The organism is uncultured Xanthomonas sp., assembly GCF_964278005.1.
GTDB lineage: Bacteria > Pseudomonadota > Gammaproteobacteria > Xanthomonadales > Xanthomonadaceae > Xanthomonas_A > Xanthomonas_A sontii.
Genome location: NZ_CAXYKF010000022.1, coordinates 55,468 through 81,410, shown reverse-complemented (window position 1 = coordinate 81,410; position 25,943 = coordinate 55,468). Strand labels below are relative to the sequence as shown.

The 25,943-nt window shown below is 68.2% G+C and carries 24 protein-coding genes; 10 read left to right on the top strand and 14 right to left on the bottom strand.

Annotation, left to right across the window (positions count from 1 at the left end; translation table 11 throughout):
- Nucleotides 1-22: 22 nt before the first annotated feature.
- From ACHWVH_RS14060 to ilvD, 6 genes are all read right to left on the bottom strand, one after another.
- On the bottom strand, nucleotides 23-475 hold the full coding sequence (locus tag ACHWVH_RS14060) for a hypothetical protein (protein WP_394687407.1): 453 nt from the start codon (nucleotides 473-475) through the stop codon (nucleotides 23-25).
- 19 nt (nucleotides 476-494) lie between these two features.
- Nucleotides 495-1,490, bottom strand: coding sequence for a GxxExxY protein (locus tag ACHWVH_RS14055; RefSeq protein WP_267097708.1), 996 nt, complete (start codon nucleotides 1,488-1,490; stop codon nucleotides 495-497).
- 547 nt (nucleotides 1,491-2,037) lie between these two features.
- Nucleotides 2,038-2,478, bottom strand: coding sequence for an OmpA family protein (locus tag ACHWVH_RS14050; protein ID WP_267102784.1), 441 nt, complete (start codon nucleotides 2,476-2,478; stop codon nucleotides 2,038-2,040).
- Between the two features lie 61 nt (nucleotides 2,479-2,539).
- A complete protein-coding gene (locus ACHWVH_RS14045; protein ID WP_394687406.1) occupies nucleotides 2,540-2,986 on the bottom strand; it encodes a hypothetical protein in 447 nt (148 codons plus the stop codon).
- A 176-nt stretch (nucleotides 2,987-3,162) separates the two neighbouring features.
- Nucleotides 3,163-3,621, bottom strand: a complete 459-nt coding sequence (locus ACHWVH_RS14040) for a hypothetical protein (RefSeq protein ID WP_394687405.1) — start codon at nucleotides 3,619-3,621, stop codon at nucleotides 3,163-3,165.
- Nucleotides 3,622-4,136: 515 nt separating this feature from the next.
- Nucleotides 4,137-5,975, bottom strand: a complete 1,839-nt coding sequence (ilvD, locus tag ACHWVH_RS14035) for a dihydroxy-acid dehydratase (protein ID WP_295920257.1) — start codon at nucleotides 5,973-5,975, stop codon at nucleotides 4,137-4,139.
- Nucleotides 5,976-6,220: 245 nt separating this feature from the next.
- Here ilvD and ACHWVH_RS14030 point away from each other — a divergent pair, with 245 nt between their 5' ends.
- From ACHWVH_RS14030 to ACHWVH_RS14005, 6 genes are all read left to right on the top strand, one after another.
- On the top strand, nucleotides 6,221-7,582 hold the full coding sequence (locus ACHWVH_RS14030; protein ID WP_394687404.1) for a glycoside hydrolase family 5 protein: 1,362 nt from the start codon (nucleotides 6,221-6,223) through the stop codon (nucleotides 7,580-7,582).
- Nucleotides 7,583-7,684: 102 nt separating this feature from the next.
- Nucleotides 7,685-8,239: a DUF1190 domain-containing protein gene (locus ACHWVH_RS14025; RefSeq protein ID WP_193314267.1), complete on the top strand. Its 555-nt coding sequence runs from the start codon at nucleotides 7,685-7,687 to the stop codon at nucleotides 8,237-8,239.
- Nucleotides 8,240-8,273: 34 nt separating this feature from the next.
- Nucleotides 8,274-9,455: a glutathionylspermidine synthase family protein gene (locus ACHWVH_RS14020; protein WP_394687403.1), complete on the top strand. Its 1,182-nt coding sequence runs from the start codon at nucleotides 8,274-8,276 to the stop codon at nucleotides 9,453-9,455.
- 61 nt (nucleotides 9,456-9,516) lie between these two features.
- A complete protein-coding gene (locus tag ACHWVH_RS14015) occupies nucleotides 9,517-10,125 on the top strand; it encodes a hypothetical protein (RefSeq protein WP_394687402.1) in 609 nt (202 codons plus the stop codon).
- Nucleotides 10,126-10,283: 158 nt separating this feature from the next.
- Nucleotides 10,284-10,667 (top strand): hypothetical protein, encoded by a 384-nt coding sequence (locus tag ACHWVH_RS14010; protein ID WP_223875556.1) that lies wholly within the window; start codon nucleotides 10,284-10,286, stop codon nucleotides 10,665-10,667.
- Entirely contained in the window at nucleotides 10,664-11,626 is a 963-nt protein-coding gene (locus tag ACHWVH_RS14005; RefSeq protein ID WP_226977985.1) for a hypothetical protein, read from the top strand. The genes ACHWVH_RS14010 and ACHWVH_RS14005 overlap by 4 nt, the downstream gene beginning before the upstream one ends.
- 49 nt (nucleotides 11,627-11,675) lie before the next feature.
- Here ACHWVH_RS14005 and ACHWVH_RS14000 read toward each other — a convergent pair whose 3' ends face one another.
- The 8 genes from ACHWVH_RS14000 to ACHWVH_RS13965 all read right to left on the bottom strand — a co-directional run bounded on the left by ACHWVH_RS14000 (nucleotide 11,676) and on the right by ACHWVH_RS13965 (nucleotide 20,457).
- Nucleotides 11,676-12,974 (bottom strand): DUF58 domain-containing protein, encoded by a 1,299-nt coding sequence (locus ACHWVH_RS14000; protein WP_394687401.1) that lies wholly within the window; start codon nucleotides 12,972-12,974, stop codon nucleotides 11,676-11,678.
- Nucleotides 12,975-13,140: 166 nt separating this feature from the next.
- Nucleotides 13,141-14,133 (bottom strand): MoxR family ATPase, encoded by a 993-nt coding sequence (locus tag ACHWVH_RS13995; protein ID WP_043094277.1) that lies wholly within the window; start codon nucleotides 14,131-14,133, stop codon nucleotides 13,141-13,143.
- Entirely contained in the window at nucleotides 14,130-15,317 is a 1,188-nt protein-coding gene (locus tag ACHWVH_RS13990) for a DUF4350 domain-containing protein (protein WP_267095626.1), read from the bottom strand. The genes ACHWVH_RS13995 and ACHWVH_RS13990 overlap by 4 nt, the downstream gene beginning before the upstream one ends.
- Entirely contained in the window at nucleotides 15,314-16,999 is a 1,686-nt protein-coding gene (locus tag ACHWVH_RS13985) for a DUF4129 domain-containing protein (RefSeq protein ID WP_394687400.1), read from the bottom strand. The genes ACHWVH_RS13990 and ACHWVH_RS13985 overlap by 4 nt, the downstream gene beginning before the upstream one ends.
- Complete coding sequence (locus tag ACHWVH_RS13980; protein WP_295928910.1) at nucleotides 16,989-18,050, bottom strand: stage II sporulation protein M; 1,062 nt, start codon at nucleotides 18,048-18,050, stop codon at nucleotides 16,989-16,991. Before ACHWVH_RS13980 ends, ACHWVH_RS13985 begins: the two co-directional genes overlap by 11 nt.
- Complete coding sequence (locus ACHWVH_RS13975) at nucleotides 18,047-18,724, bottom strand: RDD family protein (protein WP_043094282.1); 678 nt, start codon at nucleotides 18,722-18,724, stop codon at nucleotides 18,047-18,049. The genes ACHWVH_RS13980 and ACHWVH_RS13975 overlap by 4 nt, the downstream gene beginning before the upstream one ends.
- 172 nt (nucleotides 18,725-18,896) lie before the next feature.
- Nucleotides 18,897-19,820 carry a DUF2167 domain-containing protein gene (locus ACHWVH_RS13970; RefSeq protein ID WP_394687399.1) on the bottom strand — a complete coding sequence of 308 codons (924 nt, stop codon included), beginning with the start codon at nucleotides 19,818-19,820 and terminating at the stop codon, nucleotides 18,897-18,899.
- Between the two features lie 97 nt (nucleotides 19,821-19,917).
- Nucleotides 19,918-20,457: a gamma carbonic anhydrase family protein gene (locus tag ACHWVH_RS13965; protein ID WP_017915009.1), complete on the bottom strand. Its 540-nt coding sequence runs from the start codon at nucleotides 20,455-20,457 to the stop codon at nucleotides 19,918-19,920.
- A gap of 276 nt (nucleotides 20,458-20,733) precedes the next feature.
- Between ACHWVH_RS13965 and ACHWVH_RS13960 the strand changes: the two genes are divergently transcribed.
- Genes ACHWVH_RS13960 through ACHWVH_RS13945 form a run of 4 tightly spaced genes read left to right on the top strand, consistent with a single transcriptional unit; the run spans nucleotide 20,734 to nucleotide 25,832 of the window.
- On the top strand, nucleotides 20,734-22,242 hold the full coding sequence (locus tag ACHWVH_RS13960; protein ID WP_394687398.1) for a nitrous oxide reductase family maturation protein NosD: 1,509 nt from the start codon (nucleotides 20,734-20,736) through the stop codon (nucleotides 22,240-22,242).
- The gene (locus ACHWVH_RS13955; RefSeq protein ID WP_394687397.1) at nucleotides 22,239-23,534 is read left to right on the top strand and encodes a carbohydrate porin; all 1,296 of its coding nucleotides are present in this window, start codon (nucleotides 22,239-22,241) and stop codon (nucleotides 23,532-23,534) included. Before ACHWVH_RS13960 ends, ACHWVH_RS13955 begins: the two co-directional genes overlap by 4 nt.
- Nucleotides 23,535-23,570: 36 nt before the next feature.
- On the top strand, nucleotides 23,571-24,476 hold the full coding sequence (aroD, locus tag ACHWVH_RS13950) for a type I 3-dehydroquinate dehydratase (RefSeq protein WP_394687396.1): 906 nt from the start codon (nucleotides 23,571-23,573) through the stop codon (nucleotides 24,474-24,476).
- Between the two features lie 48 nt (nucleotides 24,477-24,524).
- A complete protein-coding gene (locus ACHWVH_RS13945) occupies nucleotides 24,525-25,832 on the top strand; it encodes an MFS transporter (protein WP_394687395.1) in 1,308 nt (435 codons plus the stop codon).
- The last annotated feature ends 111 nt before the right edge of the window (nucleotides 25,833-25,943 follow it).

Sequence of the window (25,943 nt, the reverse complement as noted above, 5' to 3'; positions counted from 1 at the left end):
CGGGTTTGGCTTGAATGAATTGTTAAGTGCGTGACCAGTGATTGTGCGCGCCCTTCCACGAGCGTACACGAGGCAGGCCCCCACCTAAATGAACCAGCCACTCCGGCTGGCTAAGCCGCTCGTTGGGCAGCAGCTGGCTGGAGCCCAGCCATCTTTCGCCTTCCCACCATGAGACCACAGCGACCTCCTCCCCAACAATTTGCTCGATAAAGCTGAGCGCATCGGGTTCGATCTGGTTTGGCATGGGCGAGATGACGCCGAAGTGTGCGTGGTAATGATCAAAGCCGACCGTTATCTCCGCGTTTTCTGTGGTAATGCACAGACCGTGGGGAGTCTGAGCCTCCGGAGGTGCCGGAACAAAAACGGCTAGGTAGCTAGATCCAGACTCCTCAGTCTCTTCGCGCGCATGCTCCCGCCATTCCGGGAAGCGATTGAGCAGCTTTTCCCTAACCTCAAAAGAGAGCGGATCTAGCATCGCGCACCTAACGTTGGAGCTAACCGGCGGCTGAAGGCCGCAGGCCGGAAGCCGTCCGGTTGAGCGACGGGTTAGACCCCACGGGCGACAGAACGACGAGCCGCCCATCTATGCCTGCAATGGTTGTGTCAAGTCGCTCCATATCGCTCGGAGCATCCGGCAAGAACAACAGGATGCCATCCTTGATACCACCGATGAGCAAGTACTGCTCCACCTGTGCGACAGCATTCGCATAGCTTTGCTTCATCAGCCGCCGCTTGAGCTCGATGACGACTTTCTCTCCACCGCGCGATACCAGCAAATCAGCTCGAAATGACCTCTCAGCATCCAAACGAGCTTCGGTCTGAACCGTGAGTTCCGGTGCGGCTGACGACAGAAAGCCATGGAGTGCGCCAATCACTTGCGACTCAGTTGCTCTGCCGGATGACGATGCAGAGGGCAAGTGGATTGCACAGAACTGATTCAGTAGCTCTGTGACTCTGACCAGCAGGTCGGCGTTCACGGTTTGGGCCAGGCTAGCTTCCAGTGCTGCCTTCTGCGCTTCGGCCTCCGCCTGTGATCTTGTGTAGGCGAGGCGTTCAGCAATCTGATCGAGGAGAAGGCATGCAAAGGCGGATACAGAAACTATTGCTAGAAACGCCTCGCTCTCGTCAAAGTCGAGCTTGTAGTCATGGGCCGATGGGTTGCGCCACTCCGTACGATACGTAGTTAGTTGGCTGAGAACTCTACTGCGAAAGACGTTGTTCTGCTCAAGATAGTTTTCGATGTCGAAGGGACGCTTCTTTGCAGGATCTTGGCCAGCCAATACTCGATAGGCTTCCTTGACACTGCCTTCAAACGCTTGGTTTGTCCGATAGATCGCATCGGTGAAGGCCGTTTCATCGTCGGCGTCTTGTCCGCGTGAAAGATGTCTGAAGGCGGTCTCAATGTGCAGCAGCACTGCCTTCAGTCCAGTTACGTAATCGCCGTCCTCCAGCACGTCGATTTTCTTTCGCAGAGTGTCAACGAGGTCCATGATTTTTGGGGTCTAACGCCTGAGTTAAGCCGCGCCGCAAAGCGGCGTTGGCTTGAATGAATTGTTAGGGGGCAAGCCTAGCGCTCCCATCTATAGGCCATCCCGGGCTAGCAGCATTGCACCAATGAACCAGGACCAGAGCACGCCGGCCAACGTGACTAGGTGGACCAGACCGAGCCAGCGGCTGCGGAGATTTAAGACAGATGGCAGCAGTAGGGTGGCAGCTACTACCGCACCGATTCCATAGGCTGACTGGAGAAGATCTGAAGCCTCACGGCGTGCAAGGTGTAGTTGAGCGAAGGCAAGTACAAAGAGGGCGAAGGAAACGACGCCGGGTGCTGCCGCCAGAAGCTTGCGGCCTTCTCGTGCACCGAGGGCAAGGACTGGCACCGGGAGCAGCAAGAGCGCGGCGCCAAGTGCCAGTTCCTCCAGCCCATGAATTGTATCAAGGTCCATGAATCTGTCCGCGCTCCCTAACGCCTGAATTAAGCCGCGCCGCGAAGCGGCGTCGGCTTGAATGAATTGTTAGGTGCCATGCTGGAGCACTTTACGGCTCAATGTCCACGTTTAGCTCGGCGCGCTGATTGAGCGAGTTCTCCTCCCGTTTTCCAGCGATCGGGCGAGTGGACCCGTACTCGGTTAGAGCAATGACACAAAGCGGATCTACCCCAGCGGCTAGCAGGAACCTGTATAGGAGAAGCGCTCGACGTTGGGCGAGATAGCGGCACTCTTGCCCGGAACACTCATACTGATCCGTATGGCCCGCAATCTCGAACCTGACGTCCGGGTAGCGCTTGATTAGCTCGACAGAGCGATTCAAGTTGGCAATTTGGTCTGCCCCAGTAACAGCCTCGTCGATCGTCTCGCCCTTGATGGGATGGCCGGCCTTGAAGAAAGCACCATACAGGTCCAGTGAAGAACTGCATGCAGCGGCGGAGTATCCACCGAGCAGAACTGTCGATAGCAGGATTGAGAGGAGCTTGGACATGGCATCTAACGTTTGAGTTCAGCGGCCGCCGGAGCGGTCCGATGGAGCGATTGGTTGGGCGTCATGTTCTCGGCACCCATTGATCTGTATCTCGGTGCAAACCTAGCCCGACCGATTCGAATTCGTCCGTGGCTTCTCCCCGCTCTGCGCCCAGCCTAGCAAGAGCAGTGTTGATGGCGGATTGAGCGACTACTGGCGACCCAATTGCTTTGCCATGAGCGAAAATTGCGTGAGCTTGCATTCCCGCTCCACCAAAAATCTCTGCTTCTATGTAGGCAACTTCTCCGCCTGCACTCAAAGGCTCGCAAAGTTTCAGGAGTGACAGTGGAAGCTCTTCGTCTCCTTCATCAGTCAGTGGACAGAAGGCAATCCTATGGACATCTCGAATAGTTGATGTGAGCGGAACGAGCTCGAAGCCATTTTGGAGCTGGACCCGTTCTAACTCGAACGGTAAAGAATCGGGAAGCACTCCCGATTTTGCGATCACTGCCTGCAGCGTGTAGCTCATACTTGTGATGCCCAACGCTAGAGTTAAGCGGCGCGCGTCAGTGCGTCCGCTTTGAACGAGATGTTAGGCCTTGCAGCGGGGAGCACTACAGGCCTCGAAACGAACCGCTGCTCAGCCCGCATGGACATGAGTGTACCCACGCACAAATGGAATTACCTCTAGCCTCAACAGAATTGTTAGGCGCCAAGCCCGGGTTCTCCGCGGTCGGGCGCCAAAAGAAGGTTGTGCACGTTGTTCAAGCGAGTCAGAAGGCTAGAAATTGAACTACTACGGGTTGATAGTTCTTTGGACAGCGCCTGAACTTCCTCCGAACTGCACGGCTGTCGCCGGAACATGACCAGCGAAGCCTGATGGGCAACATAGTCTCGATGAGGAATCTCGGCTTGGAGATCTTTGACAAGCTGAGAGTCTGAGCATGTCTTTGCGAAGACCTTCAGGAGTGTGCCAAGCGCGGCGTTGTCATAGTCGCTGCCCGTGAAGCCGAAGTGGAAGTCGCGACCCAAGCGATGCTTGGCGATGTTGAAGTAGTTACGCAAGTAAGTCTTTAGCAGTGCCTCGATAAGCTGGTAGCCGCCAAGCGTCAAGTTGGCGATCTCTTGATAGCTCTTTACTTCAAAATCCCGATCTGCGTCCATGGCGTCTAATGCTTGAATTAAGCTGCGCCGCGAAGCGACGTCGGCTTGAATGAGTTGTTAGGCCGGCGACGGACGCGACCGGAGTAGAGATTGAATGTATGCCGAACTGGAGCCATCCCAGCCGCAGATGGCACATTGCCCTGAAATGAACTCATGTGGACACTTTGGAGTGCCATACAGAATATGAGTGCACTCTGGACAAAGCGATGACATGCTTGAAGCCGTTGCGATGTATCGGCTCCCGCATTCATCGCACTTCCCAGAAGTTCTTTCCATTGCGGCCTAACTACTATTTGGACGGCCCAAAAGCGGTGATGCCCCAAGTATCAACCAACGCCAGACGTCTGCAAAGCGGGAAATTCCCGCCCTGCATCAATGACTTGCCTGATGGTGGCCGGGGCTCCGTGCGCCAATGCTGGCTACGTTACCCGACGTTCGAACTATCGTATGAGTTACACCCGTGACGATGAAGGCGTAACGGCGCATCAACCGCCGAGGTTGCTGGAGGAAATGCCTCACCCCTCCAGCAGCGCCTTGTTCCGCACCGCCCCCTTGTCCGCACTGGTCGCCAGCAACGCGTAGGCCTTCAATGCCGTACTGACCTTGCGCGGGCGCGGCTCCGCTGGCTTCCAGCCACGGGCGTCCTGGTCGGCGCGGCGCGTGGCCAGTTCCGCGTCGGAGACCAGCAGGTCGATGCGGCGCTGGGGGATGTCGATGCGGATGCGGTCGCCGTCGCGGACCAGGCCGATGGCGCCGCCCGCCGCCGCTTCCGGCGAGGCGTGGCCGATCGACAGGCCGGAGGTGCCGCCGGAGAAGCGGCCGTCGGTGAGCAGGGCGCACTGCTTGCCCAGGCCCTTGGACTTCAGGTACGAGGTCGGGTACAGCATTTCCTGCATGCCGGGGCCGCCCTTGGGGCCTTCGTAGCGGATCACCACGACGTCGCCAGCCTTCACGTCATCGGCGAGGATGCCCTTGACCGCGGCGTCCTGGCTTTCGAACACCTTGGCGTTGCCCTCGAACACATGGATGGATTCGTCCACGCCGGCGGTCTTCACCACGCAGCCGTCCTCGGCGATGTTGCCGTACAGCACTGCCAGGCCGCCTTCCTGCGAGTAGGCGTGGGCGACGTCGCGGATACAGCCGCTGGCGCGGTCGGCGTCCAGGCTCGGCCAACGCGTGGCCTGGCTGAAGGCGACCTGGGTGGGGATGCCGGCCGGCCCGGCCTGGTAGAAGGTCTGCACCGCGGGGTCGTCGCTCTGGGTGATGTCCCACTGCGCGATGGCGTCGGCCAGGGTGCGGCTGTGCACGGTGGCCTGGTCGGTGTGCAGCAGGCCGCCGCGCGCCAGTTCGCCGAGGATGGCGACGATGCCGCCGGCGCGGTGCACGTCCTCGATGTGGTACTTCTGCGTGTTCGGTGCCACCTTGCACAGCTGCGGCACACGCTTGGACAAGCGGTCGATGTCGCGCAGGGTGAACGGCACCTCGGCTTCCTGCGCGGCGGCGAGCAGGTGCAGGATGGTGTTGGTGGAGCCGCCCATCGCGATGTCCAGGGTCATCGCGTTCTCGAACGCCTCGAAGGTGGCGATGCCGCGCGGCAGCGCGCGCGGGTCTTCGGCGCCATACCAGCGGTGGCACAGTTCCACCGCGGTGCGGCCGGCCTTGAGGAACAGTTGCTCGCGGTCGGCGTGGGTGGCGACCACGGTGCCGTTGCCGGGCAGGGCCAGGCCCAGCGCTTCGGTCAGGCAGTTCATCGAGTTGGCGGTGAACATGCCCGAGCAGGAGCCGCAAGTGGGGCAGGCGCTGCGCTCGAAGGCGGCGACCTTCTCGTCGGAGGCGGTGGGATCGGCGGCGATCACCATCGCGTCGATCAGGTCCAGGTTGTGGTCGGCGAGCTTGGTCTTGCCGGCTTCCATCGGCCCGCCGGAGACGAACACGGTGGGGATGTTGAGGCGCAGGGCGGCCATCAGCATGCCGGGGGTGATCTTGTCGCAGTTGGAGATGCACACCAGCGCGTCGGCGCAGTGCGCGTTGACCATGTACTCGACCGAGTCGGCGATGATTTCGCGGCTGGGCAGCGAGTACAGCATGCCGTCGTGGCCCATGGCGATGCCGTCGTCCACGGCGATGGTGTCGAACTCCTTGGCCACGCCGCCGACGCGCTCGATCTCGCGCGCGACGAGTTGCCCGAGATCCTTCAGGTGCACGTGGCCGGGCACGAACTGGGTGAAGGAATTGGCGATGGCGATGATCGGCTTGTGGAAGTCGGCGTCCTGCATGCCGGTGGCGCGCCACAGCGCGCGGGCGCCGGCCATGTTGCGGCCGTGGGTCGAGGTCTTGGAGCGATAGTCGGGCATGGGAGCAGCGAACGAGCGGGCGGGGAGGCTGGCGATGGTGGCGCGATCGGATCGTTGCTGCTGCAACCGTCCTGGGCATCCACCGGGTGGGCCGACCACGTTAGCACGCACGCTGGCGCCGCCGCGCGCCGGCCTGGAGTGCGAAGCGGATCGCAGACCCGCCTGCCTGCGCTTGGCAGACTGCGGTGGCCGGTGCGTCAGGGGGCGTAGGCCCGGCTCGCCCATCATGACCACAGGAGGTGTCCATGCTTCGGCATGTGCGTTCGTCGTCTTCCGCTGTTTCCTCCCCCATCCCGTCCCTTGCCTCCACCCCTACCGATCCGGGCCGCCGCAGCGTGCTGCGCGCCGGTGCCGGCATCGCCGCCGGCGCCGTGCTGTGGGGCCTTGGCGGCCAGGCCCGCGCCGCGGGCACGCTGCCGTTCGCCGGCCTCAATCTGTCCGGGCTGGCGTCCAACAACTTCGTCGACAACGCCATCATCGACCGGCACTACCGCGACATCAGCGACCAGCACATCGTTGCCGCCGGCGCCTGCACGCTGTTCCGCCTGCCCACCACCGCCGCACGCTTCAGTACCGGCCAGGGCATGCCGCTCAACGCCACGTATTGCGACCAAGTCGAGAAAGTGCTGAACCGGCTCGCGCAGCGCGGCAAGGTGGCGATCCTGGAGTTGCACGACTACATGCGCTTGCCGATCAAGGTCGCGAGCAAGTCCGGTTACCGGCGCGATGGCGCCGGCCAGCTGATCGGGCCGGACGGCCGCGCGGTCGCCGATCCGGCCGACCAATCGGTGTGGAACGGGACCTACCGCAAAGGCAATTTCCTGTACCTGGCCTACTTCGATCCTGCCGACAACCTGCTCAAGCTCTACGAATATCGCGTGATCGGTACGCCGGGCTGCACGCTGTACAACGCCGCCGGCCTGCCGGATCTGTGGAGTCGCATCGTGCAGCGCTTCCGCTCGCATCCGGCGATCTTCGGCTGGGGCCTGATGAACGAGCCCTACCAGGGGCCGGAGCGCAACGCCGACGGCAGCACGCTGGTGATGGCCGATCACTGGCTGCGCACTGCCACCGCCACCGCGGCGCGCATCTTCGATTTCGACCGGTCGCATTACGTGTTCGTCTGCGGCAACGAATACGCCAGCGCCCGCCGGTGGAAAGAGGCGTCCAACAACCTGGACACGATCCCCGACCCGTACGACCGCATCGTCTACGAGGCGCACAACTATCTGGACGACGAGGGCCGCGGAGGCGGTGCCTGGACCAATCGCAATGAAAACGTTGCGCCGGACACCGGCATCGAGATGGTCAAGCCGTTCATCGACTGGCTGGGACACCGAGGCAAGCGCGGCTTTCTCGGCGAGCACGGCTATCCGGCCGGCAACGCCAGCGCGGAACTGGCGACCAAGCGCATGCTCGCGCACCTGCAGGCCAACAACATTCCCAGCACGCAGTGGTGCTTCGGTCCCGGTTGGCCGGACAACGACGTGCTGGGCATGAGCCGCGACGTCGGCATGGACATCCAGGTGAAGTCCAACATCGCCGCGGTGCAGCCGTATTTCGACGCGCGCCTGTCCAGCTACGTGCCGCCGCCGCCGCCGAGCTGACGCGTCGCGCGTGCGTCCGCGGTGATGCCCAACCGCCGGCCGCGGGTTTCCGCGGCCGGCGGAACCGGGCATCATCGTGGTTGGACTCAGGAAGACGTTGCCATGAAAAGGTCGAAGACGACCGCCTTGTTGCTGATGAGCGCCGCGCCGCTGCTGTTCACCGCCTGCGGGCGCGAGCCGGAGGCCAAGGCCCAGGAAGGCCTGTACACCTCGGTGGACGCCTGCGTGGCGCAGACCCATGACATCGCGACCTGCCGCGAGGCCTTCGCGCAGGCGCAGAAGCAGGCGGCCGAGCAGGGGCCCAAGTACGCCAGCCGCGAGCAGTGCGCGCAGGACTATGCGCAGGATCGCTGCGTGGAGCAGCGCGACAGCCACGGCCATTCCTTCATCGGGCCGATGATGACCGGCTTCTTCCTGTCGCAGATGCTCAACAACAACCGCGCTGCCGGGTTCAATGCCGCGCCCGCCTACCAGGACCGGCAGAACCAGTGGCAGCGGCCGGCGTCCTATTCCGGTGGCGCCGGTGCGGCGAGCAGCGGCACGATGCTGCGCGGCAACCAGACCATGACCCATATCGGCGCCACGCCGAACCGGGCGGTCACCGTCAGCCGCGGCGGTTTCGGCGAATCCGCCGGTGGGCGCGGCTTCGGCAGCTGAGTACCGCTTTTTCCCTCATCGCACGAGACCCCGCATGAAACGTATCGCGATCGTCGAGCGCGGCGACTGGCGCGCCCAGGCCGCGGAGTACGGTTTCCGCTTCCACACCATCGACGGCCAGCGCTACTGGGACGAACGCGCCTACTACGCGTTCAGCCTGCGCCAGATCGAGCGCGATCTGGAAGACCCCAGCGCCGAACTGCACGCGATGGCGATGGGCCTGCTCGACGAGATCGTCGCCAGCGAGGCGCTGATGCAGCGGCTGGCGATCCCGCCGGCGTTCCGCGACTGGATCGCCGACAGCTGGCGGCGCCGCGAACCGCATCTGTACGGGCGCCTGGACCTGGCCTACGACGGCCGCGGCCCGGCCAAGCTGTACGAACTGAACTACGACACGCCGACCTCGCTGTTCGAGTCGGCGTTCTTCCAGTGGCAGTGGCTGGAGGACCAGCGCGCGCAGGGCCGATTGCCGGACGAGGCCGACCAGTTCAACTCCATCCACGAAGCCCTGCTGGAGCGCTTCTCCGCGATCGCCGGCGGGTTGCCGCCGTCGCTGTACTTCGCCGCGGTGCGCGATTCGGAAGAGGACCAGGGCACGATCGCCTACCTGCGCGACTGCGCCGCGCAGGCCGGCGTCGGCGGCGAGCTGATCGCGATCGAGGACATCGGCCTGTCCAGCGACGGCCGCTACACCGATCTGGACGACACGGTGATCGGCGCGCTGTTCAAGCTGTATCCGCTGGAGGACATGTTCGCCGAGCGTTTCGGCCAGGCGCTGCCGGGATCGGGCCTGCGCCTGCTGGAGCCGCCGTGGAAGGCGCTGCTCAGCAACAAGGGCATCCTGCCGCTGCTGTGGGAGCGCCATCGCGGCCATCCGAACCTGCTGCCGGCCGCATTCGACGACGGCACCACGTTGCCGCCGGGCTGGGTGCGCAAGCCGCTGCATTCGCGCGAGGGCGCCAACATCGTGCTGCACCTGGACGATGGCCGCGTGCTGGAGAGCGACGGTCCCTATGCCGGGCCCTACATCCGCCAGCAGGCGCATCCGCTGCCGGCGTTCGAGGGGCGCTACCCGATGGTCGGCAGCTGGATCGTCGGCGACCGCGCCTGCGGCATCGGCATTCGCGAGGACGATGGCCCGATCACCCGCGACAGCGCGCGGTTCCTGCCGCACGCCATCGTCGAGGACGCGCGGCCGGGTGTGCTGTATGCGTGAGTCGGTGTCGCGCGCCGACGCGGCGTCGCCTGAAGCGCCGCGTCGGCATCGAAACCTCGGCGTGCGCTTGGTCGATTACGCCGACCAGATCGCAGTGCGCTGCCATCGCTGCGGCACGCTGGGCTGGGTGCTGGCGCAGTGGGAGCCGTATCGCTGGCAGGCACGCTTCCGTTGCGGGCAGTGCAGCGCTGCGTTGGACAGCGCGGCGGACGACTGGGTGGGAATGGTGCAGTTGGTCGGCCGCCGGGCCTGCGGCCACTGCGGGCATCAGTGGGTGCATGTCTGCGCAGCGTCGGCCGCCGCTGTACCGCCGCCCAACACCTTGCCCGGCCGCTGCGCGTCGTGTCGCAAGGACTGTGCGGTGGCCGTGCAGCCGCGGCGCGTGCGCGACGGCTCGCCCCACGATCCGCATTTCGGCATGCCGCTGGCGCTGGTCGCGCCGACCCGCGCCGGCCTGCTGTGGGCCTACAACCCGCGCCATCTGCAGGAGTTGCAGGACTACGTGGCGGCGACGCTGCGCGAACGCCGCGGCCTGTTCGGGCGCTCGATGGTGGCGCGGCTGCCGGCGTGGATGAAGCTGGCGCGGCATCGGCCGCTTATGCTGCGGACCTTGCAGCGTCTGCAGCAGGCCAGTGCGCAGCTGCCGTCGGTGCCTGCCGCGGCAACGTAGCGGCGGCGTCTGCGGTTTCATTCTTCGCCGTGAATGCGGCCGGCGCAGTCGCGCCACGCGCGACGCATGCGAAATGTCTACGATGTGATACTCGTCACGATTGACCGGGCTTGCCCGTCTGACGAAGATCGACATCGGGGAGTGCTGCGGGGGCCGGCATGTCTGCATCTCGTATTCGCGCCAGAGTGCTGGTGCTGCTGGCGTGCGTCGCAGCCAACTGCAGTGCGTGCGCGGTGGTGACGGTCTCCACCGCGCGCGAGGACGTGGTCGTGCGTGGCCTGTTCGGTGCACGCGTCGCCACGACGGGATTGGCCCCTGTGGCGATCCGTTCGCGCGGGCTGGGAATTTCGCAGACCCCGCGCGCGTGGACGCTGGGCTGGCACGCCGAAACCGCGATCTATGTTCCCCTGGATGCGGACGCGTGCCGCATCGTGCTGATGTCCAATACCGAAGCCGAGGTCCGCCGCCTGCTTGCGATCCTGCAGGCCGGCGGTGGCGATGTGTCTCAGGTCTGCATCGCATCACAGGAGGTGTCACGATGAAAACGTCTCTGGCTTGTTTCTCTGTTCTGCTGTTGGGCGGCTGCGCACATCTGGAGCAGGCGCCGTTGGTCTACGCGTCGAAGACGAGCTTCGGTGTCGATGTTTCCACGGCATCCACCGAAAACCCAGGCATTTCGATGAACCTGGGCTACAAGCAGGTGGATGCGGCCTATGTGCCGGTGGCGGTGGCGAGAAAGTGCAACGACGGCGTTGCCGGTGCCGACTGCAGCAAAAAGGGCTACGAGCTGCTGGTGATCTCCGGCGTCGCCAGAGAGGGCGATTCGGACGCCGACGGGACCAGCGAAGATGCGCGGATCGAAGCGGCCAAGAAGGCATCGACTGACTATGCGAGGGCGCTGTCGGAGGAGACGCTGGCGAAGCAGGCGATGATCGAGGCCGATAGCAAGCTCAAGCAACTGCGCGACAGCTACAGCGCAGCCGCCAAGCGGCAAAGCGCATACGATCAGGCGAAGCTGAAATGGGCGTCGCTGCAGGCAGCGGCTGCGAGCCCGGGCACGGTCGAAGAGGCGGACGTGATCGCCGCGAAGAGCGCCATGGACGCGCTCGCGCCCACTGCCGAAGATCAGGCGATTCTCGCGGGCTTCGCTCAGAGCGAGAACGACCTGCGGCAGAACGCCGCCGCCGTGGCGTCCGAGTACGCCAGCAAGCAAAAAGCGTCGGAGTTGCAGGAAGCCATTCTCAAGTCCGCCAATGCGAAGATCGCGCGCAGCAATCTGGGCGACTCCTATTCCGTCTTTGGCAGCTTCGATGGCACGAGCACCGTCAATGGCAAGGGCTCGGCGTCGATCGGGTTGGGCAAGATGTTCTCGACCGGCGTGGCTGCGCAACGGTTGGCGAGCGGCATATCGACCATGGCCTGCTATGACCTGATCAAGAGCAAGGCACCTGCCGCGGTCGCCGCGGCGGAACTGGAGAAGCTGTTGCAGCACTGCCAGTGAGTGCCGTGGTTTGCGCGGCCGAGCGGTGCGGCGGCGCCGCCGCCACGCGCTACAGCAACCCGTCCCGCTTCACCGCCAGGTAGCGCTCGATCAGCGCGGCGGGCAGTTCCTCGCCGGTGACGTCGAGCACCATCACGCCGTGGCTGCGCAGTGCGTCGTGCGCAGCGCTGCGTTGTTGCAGGTAGCGCGCCACCGCGCCGGCCTGCACCGCCTGCGGCAGCTCGTGTGCGTCCTCCGCCAGCGCCTGGTCCAGTTCGCGCTCGCGCAGGCTGGCCACGCACACCAGGTGGCGGCGCTGCAGCAGACGTACGGCGGCCAGCAGGTCTTCGATGTCCTCGTCGCGCACGTTGCTGACCAGCATCACCAGCGCGCGGCGGCGCTGGCGCAGCGACAGTTCGGTGGCCGCGGTCAGGTAATCGGTGGCCACCGGCTGCGGCTGCAGGTCGTAGCTGGCGCGCAGCAGCACGTCGACGGTGGCCATGCCGCGCTGCGGCGCCACCCAGCGCGCGTCGCCGCCGCTGGCCATCATGCCGACTGCGTCGCCCTGGCGCAGTGCCAGGTACGACACCACCAGCGCGGCGTTGAGCACATGGTCGAAGTGCGACAGGCCACGCTCGCTGGCCAGCATGCGCCGCCCGGTGTCGATCAGCATCAGCAACTGCTGGTTCTTCTCGTCCTGGTACTCGCGCGAGATCAGCTTGCGCGCGCGCGAGGTCGCCTTCCAGTCGATCTGGCGCAGGCTGTCGCCGACGCGGTACTCACGCATCTGGTGGAAGTCGGTGCCTTCGCCGCGGCGCCGCTTCAGGTGCGCGCCGACCAGGCGCGAAGCCTGTTCGGCGCTGAACAGGGCGAAGCGGGTCAGCGGCGCGAAGTTCGGATACACGCGCACGGTCCGTGCGGACCCGGCCAGACGCTGCTGCCACCACAGGCGCCACGGCGCATGCAGGCGCAGGTGGGTGCCGTCGAAGACGAAGCGGCCGCGCGCGGTCGGACGCAGTTGATAGCGCACCTGGGTCTGATGCGCGGCGGGCAGGGTCATGCGCTGCGGCAGGCCCTGCAGCTCCCAGCCGCTGGGCACCAGGTCGAACAGGTCCACGCGCTGGCGCTGCGCGCTGTCCAGGTGCAGCACCACGTCGCGCTGGAGGCCCAGCGGCAGCGCTTCGGGCAGCTCGCGGCGCACCTGCGGCGTCGGCCGGCGCCACAGCCGCCATGCATCCAGCGCCGCGACCAGGGCGATGCCCGCTGCGACCGCCTGCCAGCTCCACAGCGGCAGCCAGCCCAGCGCCACGGCCAGGCCGTACAGCGCCCACAGCGCGAGCAGGGCCAGCAGGAGCGGGGCGGGTCTCATCGCTTGGGGGCCGGGAGTGGGGAATGGGGAATGGGGAATGGGAAAAGCGGCAGGGCTGCAGCGCGACGGGTCGCTGCGTTCGTCAGCTCACTGCAATCGGGAATTACGGGCAACGCCGGGAACCCCGGCTTTTCCCATTCCCGATTCCCCATTCCCGACTCCCCGCTCATTTCCGCGGCGCCTCCACCTTGGCCAGCAACCCACCGAGGGCGTCGTCGGCGCTCTGGCCTTCGATCTGCAGTTCCGGGGCCAGGGCGATGCGGTGGCGCAGGGCCGGCTTGGCCACGTCGCGGATGTCGTCGGGGATGACGAAGTCGCGGCCGGACAGCACGGCTTGCGCGCGCGCCGCGCGGACCAGGGCGATGCTGCCGCGCGGGCCGGCGCCGAGCGCAATGCCCGGCCAGCGGCGGGTGGCGGCGACGATGCGCACGGCGTAGTCGATGACTTGCGGGTCGACGGCGATGGCCGCGGTGCCGGCCTGCATCGCCACCACGTCCTCGGCGCCGAGCACGCGCGGCACCTGCGACAGGTCGAAGTCGCCGGCGCTGCGGCCGCTGGTGACCGCGGCGACCATGCGCGCCTCGTCTTCCAGTTGCGGGTAGTCGATCAGGATCTTCAGCAGGAAGCGGTCCAGTTGCGCTTCCGGCAACGGGTAGGTGCCTTCCTGCTCGACCGGGTTCTGCGTGGCCAGCGCCAGGAACGGTGGCGCCAGCGGGAAGGCCGTGCCTTCGATGGTGACCTGGCCTTCCTGCATCACTTCCAGCAGCGCCGACTGGGTCTTGGCCGGGGCGCGGTTGATCTCGTCGGCCAGCAGCAGGTGGGTGAACACCGGGCCGCGGCGGATCTTGAAGCTCTCGGTCTTGGGGTCGTACACGGCGTGGCCGCTGACGTCGCTGGGCATCAGGTCCGGGGTGAACTGCACGCGTGCGTAGTTCAGTTCCAGGGCCTGCGCCAGCGCGCGCACCAGCAGGGTCTTGCCGAGGCCGGGCACGCCCTCGATCAGCACATGCCCGCCGGCCAGCAGCGCGATCAGGATCTGCTCCAGCACCTCCGGCTGGCCGATGAAGGCGTGGCCGACCGCGGCGCGGATCGCCTCGGCGCGTTCGATCAGGGCAGGGCCGGCGAGCGGCGCGACGGCGTCGGAGGAGGCGGTGGTCATAACTGGTTTCTCATCTGGACGAGGAGGCGGATGCGCTCGCGCAAGGCGGCGGGTTGGTTGGGCGGCGGCGGTTGCAGCGCCTGTTCGACCTGCGCCACGGGCAGCTGCAGGCGTTCGGCGATGGCGGCGGCCTGGGCCGGGCCCTCCAGCGCGGCGGCGATCGGCGCGCGCCGGCGCAGCCGCGCCAGGAACGCCTCGCGTACCGCCGCGTGCAGCAGGTCGGCGCGGCCGTAGCGCAGCAGGTGTTCGCCGCTGGCGCGCACGTGTTCCAGCAGCGAACGGCGATCCTCGGCCGGCGCCGCGAGCAGCGGCCCGAAACGCTGCATGCGCGACCACAGCCAGGCCAGCAGGACCAGCAACGCGGGCAGCCAGGCCGGCCAGCCGCGGGTGAACAGGGTGCGCCACAGCGATGGCAGTTCGGCCGAATAGATCAGGTGGATGGTGCCCTGGCCGTAGTTCGGCCCCAGCACCTGGCGTGCCAGCAGGCGGTTGCCGGCCTCGCGCAGCCCGCCGCTGCGCAGCACCGGATCGTCTTCCATCGGCGAGCCCTCGAACATCTTGCCGAGCCGGTCGTCCTGGTTCTCGAGGAAATCCAGTTCCGACAGCACGTCCACGCTGCCGTCGCCGTAGGGCACGCGCGCGAACACGAAGTCGTCGTCCTCGCCGCTCCACCAGTTGCTGGGCGTATCCGGGTCGATGTTGAAGCGGCGGCCGCCGCAGAACACCTTGTGTGGCGCCGCGCCCGGCACCGCCATGACCAGGCAGTCGTCCGGGCTGCGCGCCTCGACGGTGATGTCCAGCGCTTCCAGGATCGGCACGTCGCCGCGCTTGACCTCCGCGGTGGGCGTGCGCAGCACCAGATGTCCGCCATGCTCCACCCAGTCCAGCAAGGCGTCGCCGTCGGCCTTGCCGAGCATGCGTGGGTCGCCATACAGCACCACGCTGTCGTGCGGGCGCAGGCGCATCGCCTCCAGGTCCAGGCGTTGCCGCGACTCGGCACGCACGCCGTCGGCGCGCAGGGTCTGGCGCAGCGCGTACAGCGGGTTGTAGGCGGCCTCGCCGCGTGGCGGCAGCACGATCTCCCGCTCGGCGCGTTCGTAGCGGCCGAAGAACCAGGCCGCGCCGACGCTGACCAGCAGCAGGCCGACCAGGAAGATCAGCGCATTGCGCGTGCCGCTGTTCATGCCTGCCACCGGAACTGGCGCTGCAGGTCGTCGACCAGCGCGTCGAAGGCGCCGTCCTCGGGCAGCCGGCCCGCATAGGCGGCGTGCTGCCAGACCCGCACCATGCGCGCGAACAGGCCGCGGTCGGCGTCGTCGGGCAGGCGTTGCGCGGCGCGCAGGCACTGCGCCTCGGTGGCGCTGGGCGGCAGCACCAGATCGGCGCGCTCGCACAGCGTCGCCACGCTGGCCCGGTACAGCAGCGCCAGCGCGTCGCGGTGGCGGCCTTCGCGCCAGGCGCGTCGCGCCACCGTCGCCACGTCGTCCGGCAGCGGTTGCGGCGCCAGCACCGGCGTGTGCTCCGGTGCCGTCGCCACCGTTGCACGCCGGCGCCCGCTGCCGCGCATCCACGGCAGCCAGTGCCTGGCGGTCAGCAGCAGCACCAGCAGCAGGATGCCGGCCAGCACCCACATGCCCCACTCGCCGACGAACGCGATGGCCTGGGCGGCGGCCTTCATCCATTTGCCGAACGCGGTGAGGTCTTGCTGCTTGTCGTCCGGCTTGGGCGGTTCGTCGGGATTGCGTTTCTTCCAGTAGCCGATGGTGCGCTTGGCGGTCAGCAGCGGATCGGCGTAGGCGCGGTCGGCGGCGCGGGCGAAGCGCGCATCGGCGGCGGGCTCGGTGTCGAACACTTCGTCCAGCGGGACCGGATGCGCGGCGTTGTGGTGGTGGGTATCGGCGGCGGGCTTGCTGTCGGTGTCGGCATCCGCATCCGCATCACTGTCAGTGTCCGTGTCGGCATCGGTCCCGTCATCGCGCCCGGCGTCGGCGGGAGCATCCTGCTCCGCCGCCGTCTGCACCGCTGTGTCGTCGGCCGCTGGCTGCGCACGCAGCGCCGCGGCCGGCGCGGCGAGCAGCGCCACGCACAGCAGGAGCAGCGGCGCGGCGCCGCGCAGGCGCGCGGCCATCCGGCGCAGTGCCATCTCCACGTCCCAGGCTTCGAGCTGGGTACGCCGGTTGAGGTACAGGCCGAAGCCGGCGCCGACGAAGAACGGTTCGATCAGGGTCATCGCCAGCCAGGCGATGGCGTTGAAGCCGATGTCCGCCCACACCGGGGTCTGCTGGCCGATCAGCGACCAGGCCGCGCGCGCGGTTTCCGGCAGCAGGTCGATGGGCACGAACAGGAAGATCGTGGCGATGCAGGCCAGGCTGAGCATGCCCTCGAACGTAGCGAAGACGCTGGCCATCAGCAGCGCGTGGCCGTAGATCGCCCCGCCCAGGGTGCGGCGGCGCTCGCGCTGCTGGCTGGCGCTCGCGCCTTCCAGCAGTTCCAGCGGCATGAACACGCTGCGCGCCGGACTCAACCGGCGCCAGGTCAGGTAGCCGATCAGGGTGCGCCAGCCCCAGGCGCCCTGCGCGCGCACGGTGTCGCGCACGCGCGGCACGTCGCCGAACACAGCGCGCGAGATCACGAACAGCGGGATCCGGTCCAGCACCGGCTTCAGCCACCACAGCAGCAGCGGCGCCAGCCACAGCGCATCGATCGCCCAGGCGCCGAGGTTGAGCACGGCGAACAGCGGCAGGGTGACCAGCAGCCAGGGCTTCCAGATCGCCCCGGCGTGGCGGCGGACCAGGGCGCTGCCCAGTTCCATCGCTTCCCATGCCGAGCGTGCGCGCAGCACCACGTCCAGGCGCTCAATCCGCATCGATGGCCTCCGCGCGGCCGCGCCCGCCGCGCCACAGCCACGCCAGCACCAGCGTCCAGAGCGCCGCCGACACGCTGTACTTGATCCACGCCGGCACGGTCGCGATGGACGACCAGAACGCCTCGATGAAGGCGGCCACCAGCAGCATCGCAGCCACACCCAGGCACAGCCGCGCGCCGATCTTGCCGCCTTCGACCAGCGCATCGATGCGCCGCCGCCGTCCCGGCGCCAGCACCTTCAGGCCGAGCTGCAGACCGGCGCCGCCGGCGATCACGATCGCGGTCAGTTCGAACGGCGCATGCCCGGCGACGAAGCGCCAGAAGGTGACGCCGTAGCCGATCTGGTGCAGGTGCCCGGCCACCGCGCCGATGGTGATGCCGTTGAACAGCAGCACCAGCACCGTGCCCAGTCCCGCCAGCAGGCCACTGGCGAACGTGCGCAGGCCGATGCTGATGTTGTTCATGATGTAGTGGCCGAACATCTGCCAATCGGTGCCGCTGTCGCGGCCAAGCTTCTGTGCGCTGGCGGCCGGGTCGTACATGCGCTCGACCTGGGTGACCTGCATCGGGTCCATCAACCCGTGGATCAGTTCCGGACGGAACTGCAGCAGCACGAAGATGGTCACCAGCGGCACCACGAACAGCGCGGTGGCCGCCGCCATGTAGCCGGCCTGGCTGCGCACCAGCTGCGGGAATTCGGCGAACAGGAATTCCGCCGCGCGCCGCCAGCGCGGACGCGGCGCCCGGTACAGGACGGTGTGGCCCTGCTGCATCAGGTGCTGCAGGCGCGCGGTGACCTGCGGGCTGTAGCCGCGCCTGCGCGCCAGCGCCAGTTGATGGCACACGCGCCGGTAGCGCGCCGGCATGTCCTCGTCGGCGAGCGGCGTCGGCTGGTCTGGAATCGGGATCGCGGTCGGCGGCGCGGCGGTCTTGCTGGCGTCGCTGGCGGCGCCGGCCTTGTTCGGCGCCGACCTGCGCGCGCTGCGCTGCAGCCAGGCCTCGAACACCTGCCATTCCTGCTGATGACGGAGGACGAACTGTTCCTGTTTCATCGGCGGCCCAGCAGCCAGTTGGCCATCGCGTACAGGCGCAGCACCCCGGCCTGGCCCGGCGTCTCGGTCAGCGGCTGCGCCAGCGCGGCCAGTTCCAGTTGCCGCTCCGGGGTGAGCCGCGGCGCGCGCTCGGCGAAGGCGATCAGCGCCGCCTGTTCGGCCGGCAGCAGCGGTCGCGGCGGCGCGAGCGCGCTGGCGATCGGCGGCAGCGCCTCGTCCTCGCGCGGCGGCTGGTGCACCACCAGCGTGCCCGCGACCAGGTCGCCCAGGCGCCGCGAATGGGTGTCGAACAGGCAGGCGATCAGGCCGACGGCGTAGCCGAACGGCAGCATGTCCACGGTGCGCAGCAGGTTGCGGGTGATCGCGGCCATCCAGCCCACCGGCGCGCCGTTGCGCGCCACTACGCGCAGGCCCAGCGCCTGCTTGCCCAGGGTCTGGCCGCGCCAGCCCTCCAGCACGATCGGGTACGCCCAGAACACCAGGAACATCGCCACCAGGTACAGGCCCTGGCCGAGGCCGCCGAGCAGGCCGAGGAACATGCCCATGGCGGTGAGCAGGGCGAAGCGCAGCGCCAGGTCGATCAGCCAGGCCAGCGCGCGCGGCACCGCACCGGCGGCCGGCAGATGCAGCGGCACGCCCTCGGGGGTGATGACTTCGCGGTAGGTATCGAGCATGCCGCTTACCGCCGCCAGGTGGTGCGGCGGACACGGGCACCTGCGATGTGGGGAGGCCGTCCTTCCGTTCGGCCGGCTGCCTGTGGCGGCATGCTGCTCTCGACTGCGTCCTGCTCCGAAGCGGCACTTTAGCCGGCGTGGCGTGAATTGCCCAGCACGCCGGCGGCGCCGATCAGCGTACCGTGCCGCCGTCGCGCTGGCGCCCGGAGAACAGCTTGCGCACGCCGGCGACCAGCGCCATCAGGCCGATCAGCAGCAGCTTCCAGGCCTTGGCCAACAACAGGCCCAGCTTGGCGAACAGGCCGGCCTTGGCCGCCAGGCCGCCGCCGATCAGGGTGGCCAGGCCGTAGCTGGCGATCTTGTCGGTGGACGGGTTGTGGTCGGCATAGCGGGCGCCGCTGTCGAACTCGGCCATCGGCAGCAACTGCTGCATGCCCTCGCGCACCTGCGCCAGTTCGCCCATGCCGGAGACCGCATTGAGGCTGAGGTAGCCATGCCGGCCGAGCACGCGGATGTCGTAGTTGAGGGTGTGCTCGTGCTCGCCGGCGAACGCCAGCTCGCGCGCCCAGTACAGCTTCTTGCTGCCGGTGTCGTAGCGCGGCGGCACCGCCCAGCCGATCAGGTCGACCTGCTCGTAGCCGGCCTTCTTGCGCTGCGCGTTGGACTCGCGCGTCTCCTCCTGCATGTCCTTGAGCATGGCCTGGTAGTCGATCTTGCTGGCGTCCTCGTCGGACACGTAGCCGTCGTCGGAATAGGTGACGACCACCGCCCAGCTGCCCTTCTCGTCGAGCGCGGGCTGGCGCGGCACGATCAGGCCCAGCACGTCGTCGTCGGGCGGGTTGCCCCAGTAGCTCTCCAGCACCCTGCGCGCGTCGGCCTTGTCCAGAAAGCGGAACGCCGGGCCGAGGTCGAAATGCACCTTGGCCTGCGGCAGTTCGATATGCCCGTCGCGGAAATGCAGCGAGCCGACGAACTGCTCGGCGGTCATGTCCGTGCCGCTGTCCTGGGCCAGCACCGGGCCGGAGGTGGCGCACAGCGCGCAGAAAAAAGCGGCCAGCAGGCCGCGCAGCGAGATCTTGAGCATCGGCGATTCCATTCGTTCGGTGGCGTCCCCACGCCAGAGGCGCCTAGTGTCGCGCAAGCGCGCGGCGCACGCCAGCCGCGGCGCAGGTGCCGCAACCACCGCAGTGGCCTCAGCCGTTGCCGGTGAGGTAACGGTCCTTCAGCCGCACGTAGTGCTGCGCCGAGTAGTGCAGGCTCTCGATCTCCTTGTCGCTGAGCATGCGCGCCTTGCGCGCGGGATTGCCCAGCCACAGCTCGCCCTCGCCGACGGTCTTGCCCGGGCCGACCACCGCACCGGCACCGACGAAGCCGTATTTCTTCACCGTGGCGCCGTCGAGGATGCAGGCGCCCATGCCGATCAGGCACAGGTCCTCGATGGTGCAGGCATGGATGATGGTGCCGTGGCCCACGGTCACGTCCGCGCCGATCAGGGTCGGGTAGCCGGCCGCGTTGAACGGGCTGTGGTGGCTGACGTGGATGATGGTGCCGTCCTGGATGTTGCTGCGCGCGCCGATGCGCACGTAGTTGACGTCGCCGCGGATCACCGTGCCCGGCCATACCGACACGTCGTCCTCCAGCACCACGTCGCCGATCACGGTGCAGGCCGGGTCGACATAGACGCGCGCGCCCAGCTGCGGAGTCGTGTCGAGGTAGGGGCGGATCGGGGACATGCTGCTCTCCGGCGGTGGGCGGCCGGCGGCCACACGGGCGCCGATGATAGCGCGGCGCCTGGCGCCGGCTGCCGCCCGTGGAGCGCCCGAGCGGCTGGGCGCAGCACGCGATTGTGCGATAAACGCACCGCTAATCGATATTCGCACTTGAATGGTGCAGTGCGATAAAACTAGCGTTGCCGCTGTCCCGGCGCCTGGCAGCGCGCGACGCGTGCCCGCTGGCGGCCGCGGCGCCGCCCGCCGCCGGTGCGGTCCCGATTCTGTTGGAGATGGTGCATGTCCTGTGCGTTTTCCCGCGGCCTGGCCCTGCTCGCGGCCCTGCTTCCCGGCGCCGTGTGCGCCTACCAGGCCGAGCCGCCGCCGCCGGAGCGCAGCGTGCTCACCGTGGACCGCTACGCCGACGACGATGCCCCGGGCTCCCTGCGCTGGGCGATCACCACCGCCAACCAGGCCCCCGGCCGCTACCGCATCGAGATCGCCGCGGTGGGCGCGCCGCCGTACGTGATCCGCCCGCGCGCGCCGTTGCCGGCACTGCAGGGCCCGCTGCAGGTGGTGGGCCTGGCGCGGGCGCACGACGGCCAGTACATCGCCATCGACGGTGCCGGCTACATCCACGGCAAGGGCACCGCCGCCTGCCCGGGCGCGGAAAAGGGCCAGTTCGGCACCAACGTGCGCAGCACCACGCTGCCCGGCCTGGTGCTGCGCGATACCCATGGCGTGGAACTGAGCGGCCTGGAGATCCGCAACTTCTGCATCGGCGTGCTGCTCAACCGCGCCAGCGACAATGTGCTGCGCGACAACCGCATCGTCGCCAACCACGGGGGGGCCGGGGTGATGCTGACCGGCGACGACGGCAACGGCCAGTCCACCGCCACCACCACGGTGCGCAACCGCATCGAGCGCAACACCTTCCTCGACAACGGCGACGGCCTGGAACTGACCCGCGGCGCGGCCTGGAACCTGGTGGCCGACAACCTGTTCCGCTCCACCGACGCCAACCCCGAGCCCTCGCAGGGCATCGAGATCCTGTGGGGCAACGACAACACCGTGCTGCGCAATCGGTTCGAGCGCTATTCCGACGGGTTGCAGATCAACTGGGGCAACCGCAACACCATCGCCGACAACGACTTCGCCGGCAATTCGATCGGGGTCAGCGTCACTGGCCGCGACAATCTGATCGAGGGCAACCGCCTGACCGGCAACGGCATCGGCATCGCGGTACGCCCGCAGCCGCGCAGCGAGCCCAACCGGTTCAGCGCCAACCTGCTGTCCGGCAATGGCCTGAAGATCGAACGCTGCTTCGCCGGCGGTGCCTGCGCCCCGGGCCAGCCGCGCGGTGCCATCGTGTTCGGCGTGCCGGGCCTGGAGCATGCGTCCTTCGTCGGCTCGCGCGGCATCGGCGTCGATCCGGACCCGCGCAAGCGCGCGGCGATTTGCGGCGCCACGGCGGCGGACGGTTGCCAGCCTGCGCCGAACTTCGGCCAGGCCGCCCCGCAGTTGCGCAAGATCGAACGCGGCGCCGGCGTGCCGCAGGTGCAGGGCAGCTTCGTCGGCCGGCCCTGCCATCTCTACACGGTGGAGCTGTTCGGCAATCGCCGGCCCGGCGACGACGAGGCCGAACGCTATCTGGGCCGCGTCGAGGCGCAAGTGGATGCACTGGGACAGGGCCGCTTTGTGTTGCCGCTGGACGGCGACGGCGCGGCGTTGGCCACGCTCACCGCCACCGTCACCAGCGACGATGGCGCGACCTCGCCGCTGAGCGCGCCGCTGGCGGTGGCGCCGTGAGCCGCCTAGCGTCGCTACCGGCCTGGTCGCTGCTGGCCGCGGCCATCGCCTTCGCCCCGGCGGTCGCCGCCGCGCAGGACGCCGCCGACCTGGCGCACAGCACCTTGACCGGCGACTGGGACGGCACGCGCAGCGACTGGCTGCAGCGCGGCGTCAACGTGCGCGGCGACTACGTCGGCGAAGCCATGGGCCTGGTCGACGGCGGCCGTGGCGAGCGCGGTGCGCGCTATGCGCAGCAGGTGCGGCTGGGCGTGGACCTGGACCTGGCGAAACTCGCCGGCTGGGACGGCGGCACGCTGCACGTGACCGTCAACGACCGCCGCGGCCGCAGCACCTCGGCCGACCTGCTCGGCAACCGCTTCCCGATCCAGGAAGCCTACGGCGGCCAGTTCACCCGGCTGACCGAACTGAGCTACGACCGCCGCTTCAACGACGGACGCTCGTACATCAAGGCCGGCTTCTACGCGATGGGCAACCAGTTCGGCGCGCACACGTTGCTGACCAACTTCGTCAACGCCGCGTTCTGCGCGCATCCGCTGGCGATGTCGGGCAACAGCGGCTGGTACAACTATCCCAACGCGCGCTGGGGCGCGGAGGCGGCGCAGCAACTGACGCCGGCGGCGAACCTGCGGGTCGGCTGGTTCCAGGTCAACCCCAGCACCAACAACAACGTGCACACCGCCTTCGATCTGGCCGCGCGCGGCACCACCGGCTCGCTGTTCCCCGTCGAGCTCACCTGGACGCCCGGCGCCAGCGGCGCCTATCCGGGCACCTACAAGTTCGGCGGCTACTACGACTCCTCTCGGGTGCCGCGCAAGGGCCTGGACCCGCGCGCCACCACCGGCCGCGACGGCGCCTACCTGCTGGTGGAACAGAAGCTGTATTCGCCCGGCGGCGAGCGCGGCCGCGGCCTCACTGGCTTCGCCCAGTACATGGTGTCCGACCATGCCACCGCGCAGATCACCCGTTGGTACGCCGTGGGCGGCGTCTACCAGGGCATCGGCCGGCGCAGCCAGGACCGCATCGCGCTGGGCTACGTCGGCGCCGACATCAACCACCGCCTGCTCGACGCGCGGCGCGCGGCGCTGCTCGATGCCGGCGTGCCACCGGAGGCGCCGGTGTTCGCGCTCGACACCGCCGAGGAACTCTACGAACTGTCCTACAGCGCGCAGCTGACGCCGTGGCTGATGCTGCGGCCGGACGTGCAGTACATCGTCAACCCCGGCACCTTCGCCTATGCGCGCACCGACAATGCGCTGGCGGTGGGGCTGCAGGTCAAGCTCACCTTCTGAGCGCGCGCTGCGCGCCTCCTGCCCAGGCCGATCCCGATGCCCTTGTTGCCACGACGACTGACCTTCCTGTGCTGCGCCGGCCTGCTGCTGGCATCGCCGCTGCAGGCCGCACCTGCGGTGCCTCCGGCAGCGGCGCCCGCCGCGCCGTCCGCGGCCGCGCCGCTGCCGCCGCCGCGCGTGCTGCAGATCCGCGGGCTCGCCATCGGCGCCGGCCTGCCCAAGATCATCGTGCCGATCACCGCGCACGATGCCGGGGAGGCGCTGGCGCAGGCGCAGCGCATCGCCGCCTCGCCCGATGCGGACCTGGCCGAGTGGCGCATCGACCTGATGGACGGCGCCACCGACGCCGCCGCGCTGGCGGCCCTGGGGCCGCGCCTGGCGCAGGCACTGCACGGCAAGCCGCTGCTGCTGACCTTCCGCACCAAGGCCGAGGGCGGTGCGGTGGCGATCGACGATGCCGCCTACGGCACGCTGTACGCGCGCCTGCTGGAGGCGCGCTTCGCCGACCTGCTCGACGTGGAAATGTTCCGCGACCCGGCGGTGCTGCGGCAGGTGGTCGAGCGCGCACACCGGCAGGGCGTGTACGTGGTGATGTCCAGCCACGACTTCCACGCCACCCCGCCGGTGGCGGAGATCGTGGCGCGGCTGCAGCGGCAGCAGGCGCTGGGCGCCGACGTGCTGAAGATCGCGGTGATGCCGCGCGATCCCGGCGACGTGCTGCACCTGCTCGACGCCACCTGGCAGATGCGCCAGCGCAGCGGGCAGCCGCTGCTGACCATGGCGATGGGGCCGCTGGGCGCGGTGTCGCGGCTGTCCGGCGGCACCTTCGGGCAGAGCCTGACCTTCGGCATGCTCGGCAGCGCCTCGGCGCCGGGGCAGATCGACGCGGCGCGCCTGCGCCAGGCGCTCGACGCCCTGCACGCGGCCGCGCCCGCCAAGTGACGCCGCGTCGCCGCGGTTCTCGTTCGCCGTTCCAGCAGGAGTGATCCCATGAGCCATGCCGCCGCCCCGCCCACCGCGCTCGTCCTGGACCGCATGAGCGGTTTCCAGTGGACGGCCATCGCGGTCTGCGTGCTGTTGAACATGCTGGACGGGTTCGACGTGATGGTGATGGCCTTCATCGCCCCGCACGTGTCGGAGGCCTGGCACCTGTCCGGCAAGCTGCTGGGGATCGCGCTCAGCGCCGGCCTGGTGGGCATGGCGCTGGGCTCGCTGCTGCTGGCGCCGCTGGCCGACCGCTGGGGCCGGCGCAACATGATCCTGTGCTGCCTGGTGATCCTGACCGTCGGCATGGCCGCCTCGGCGCTGGCGCAGGACATCTGGCAACTGGCCGCGCTGCGCGTGTTCACCGGCATCGGCATCGGCGGCATGCTCGCCGGCGTCGGCGTGATCACCGCCGAATACGCCAGTCCGAAGTGGCGCAGCACCGCGGTGGCGCTGCAGGCCACCGGCTATCCCATCGGCGCCACGCTGGGCGGGTTGATCGCCGCGATGCTGCTGGAACGCTGGGGCTGGCATGCGGCCTTCCTGTTCGGCGCACTCGCATCGCTGCTGTGCATCCCGGTGGTGCTGGCGCTGCTGCCCGAATCGCTGGATTTCCTGCTCAGCCGGCGCCCGCCGGATGCGCTGGCGCGGCTCAACGCGCTGCTGGCGCGCATGCGCGCACCGACCCTGGATGTCCTGCCGCCGCGGCCGCCGGTGCAGGAGAAGGCCGGCTACGCGGCGCTGTTCACTCCGCGCCTGCGCCGCAACAGCGTGCTGATCGCGTTGGGCTTCTTCATGCACATGTTCGCCTTCTATTTCGTGCTGAGCTGGACGCCGAAGCTGCTGGTGCAAGCCGGGCTGTCGGCCGAACAGGGCGTCACCGGCGGGGTGCTGCTGAACCTGGGCGGCATCGTCGGCGGCGCGTTGTTCGGCGGCCTGGCCGCACGTTTCGCGCTGCCGCAGTTGACCGCCGTCAGCTTCCTGATCGCCGCACTGGGAATGGCGGCGTTCGCCACGCTCGGCACGCAGTTGCAGCTGGCCTTCCCCGTGGCCTTCGTGATCGGCGCGGCGCTGTTCGGCTCGATGGCCGGTCTGTATGCGGTGGCGCCGATCGTGTTCGCGCCCACCGTGCGCACCACCGGCCTGGGCTGGGCGATCGGCATCGGCCGCGTCGGCGCGATTCTTTCGCCGATGACCGTCGGCGTGCTGGTCGACGCCGGCTGGCAGCCGGCCAATCTGTACTACGTGCTGGCGTTGCCGCTGCTGGTGGCCATTGCCGCGGTGCTGACGATGCGGCTGCAGCCGGCGCGGTGAGGGCGGGGCGGCGCGGGCGCGGGTCTGCCTAGTCTTCGAGGACAATGCGCTTTGCGGCGCGGCCTGGCCTGCGTCACCCGATCGGCGCCGGGTCCGGCGCCGTACCCCATG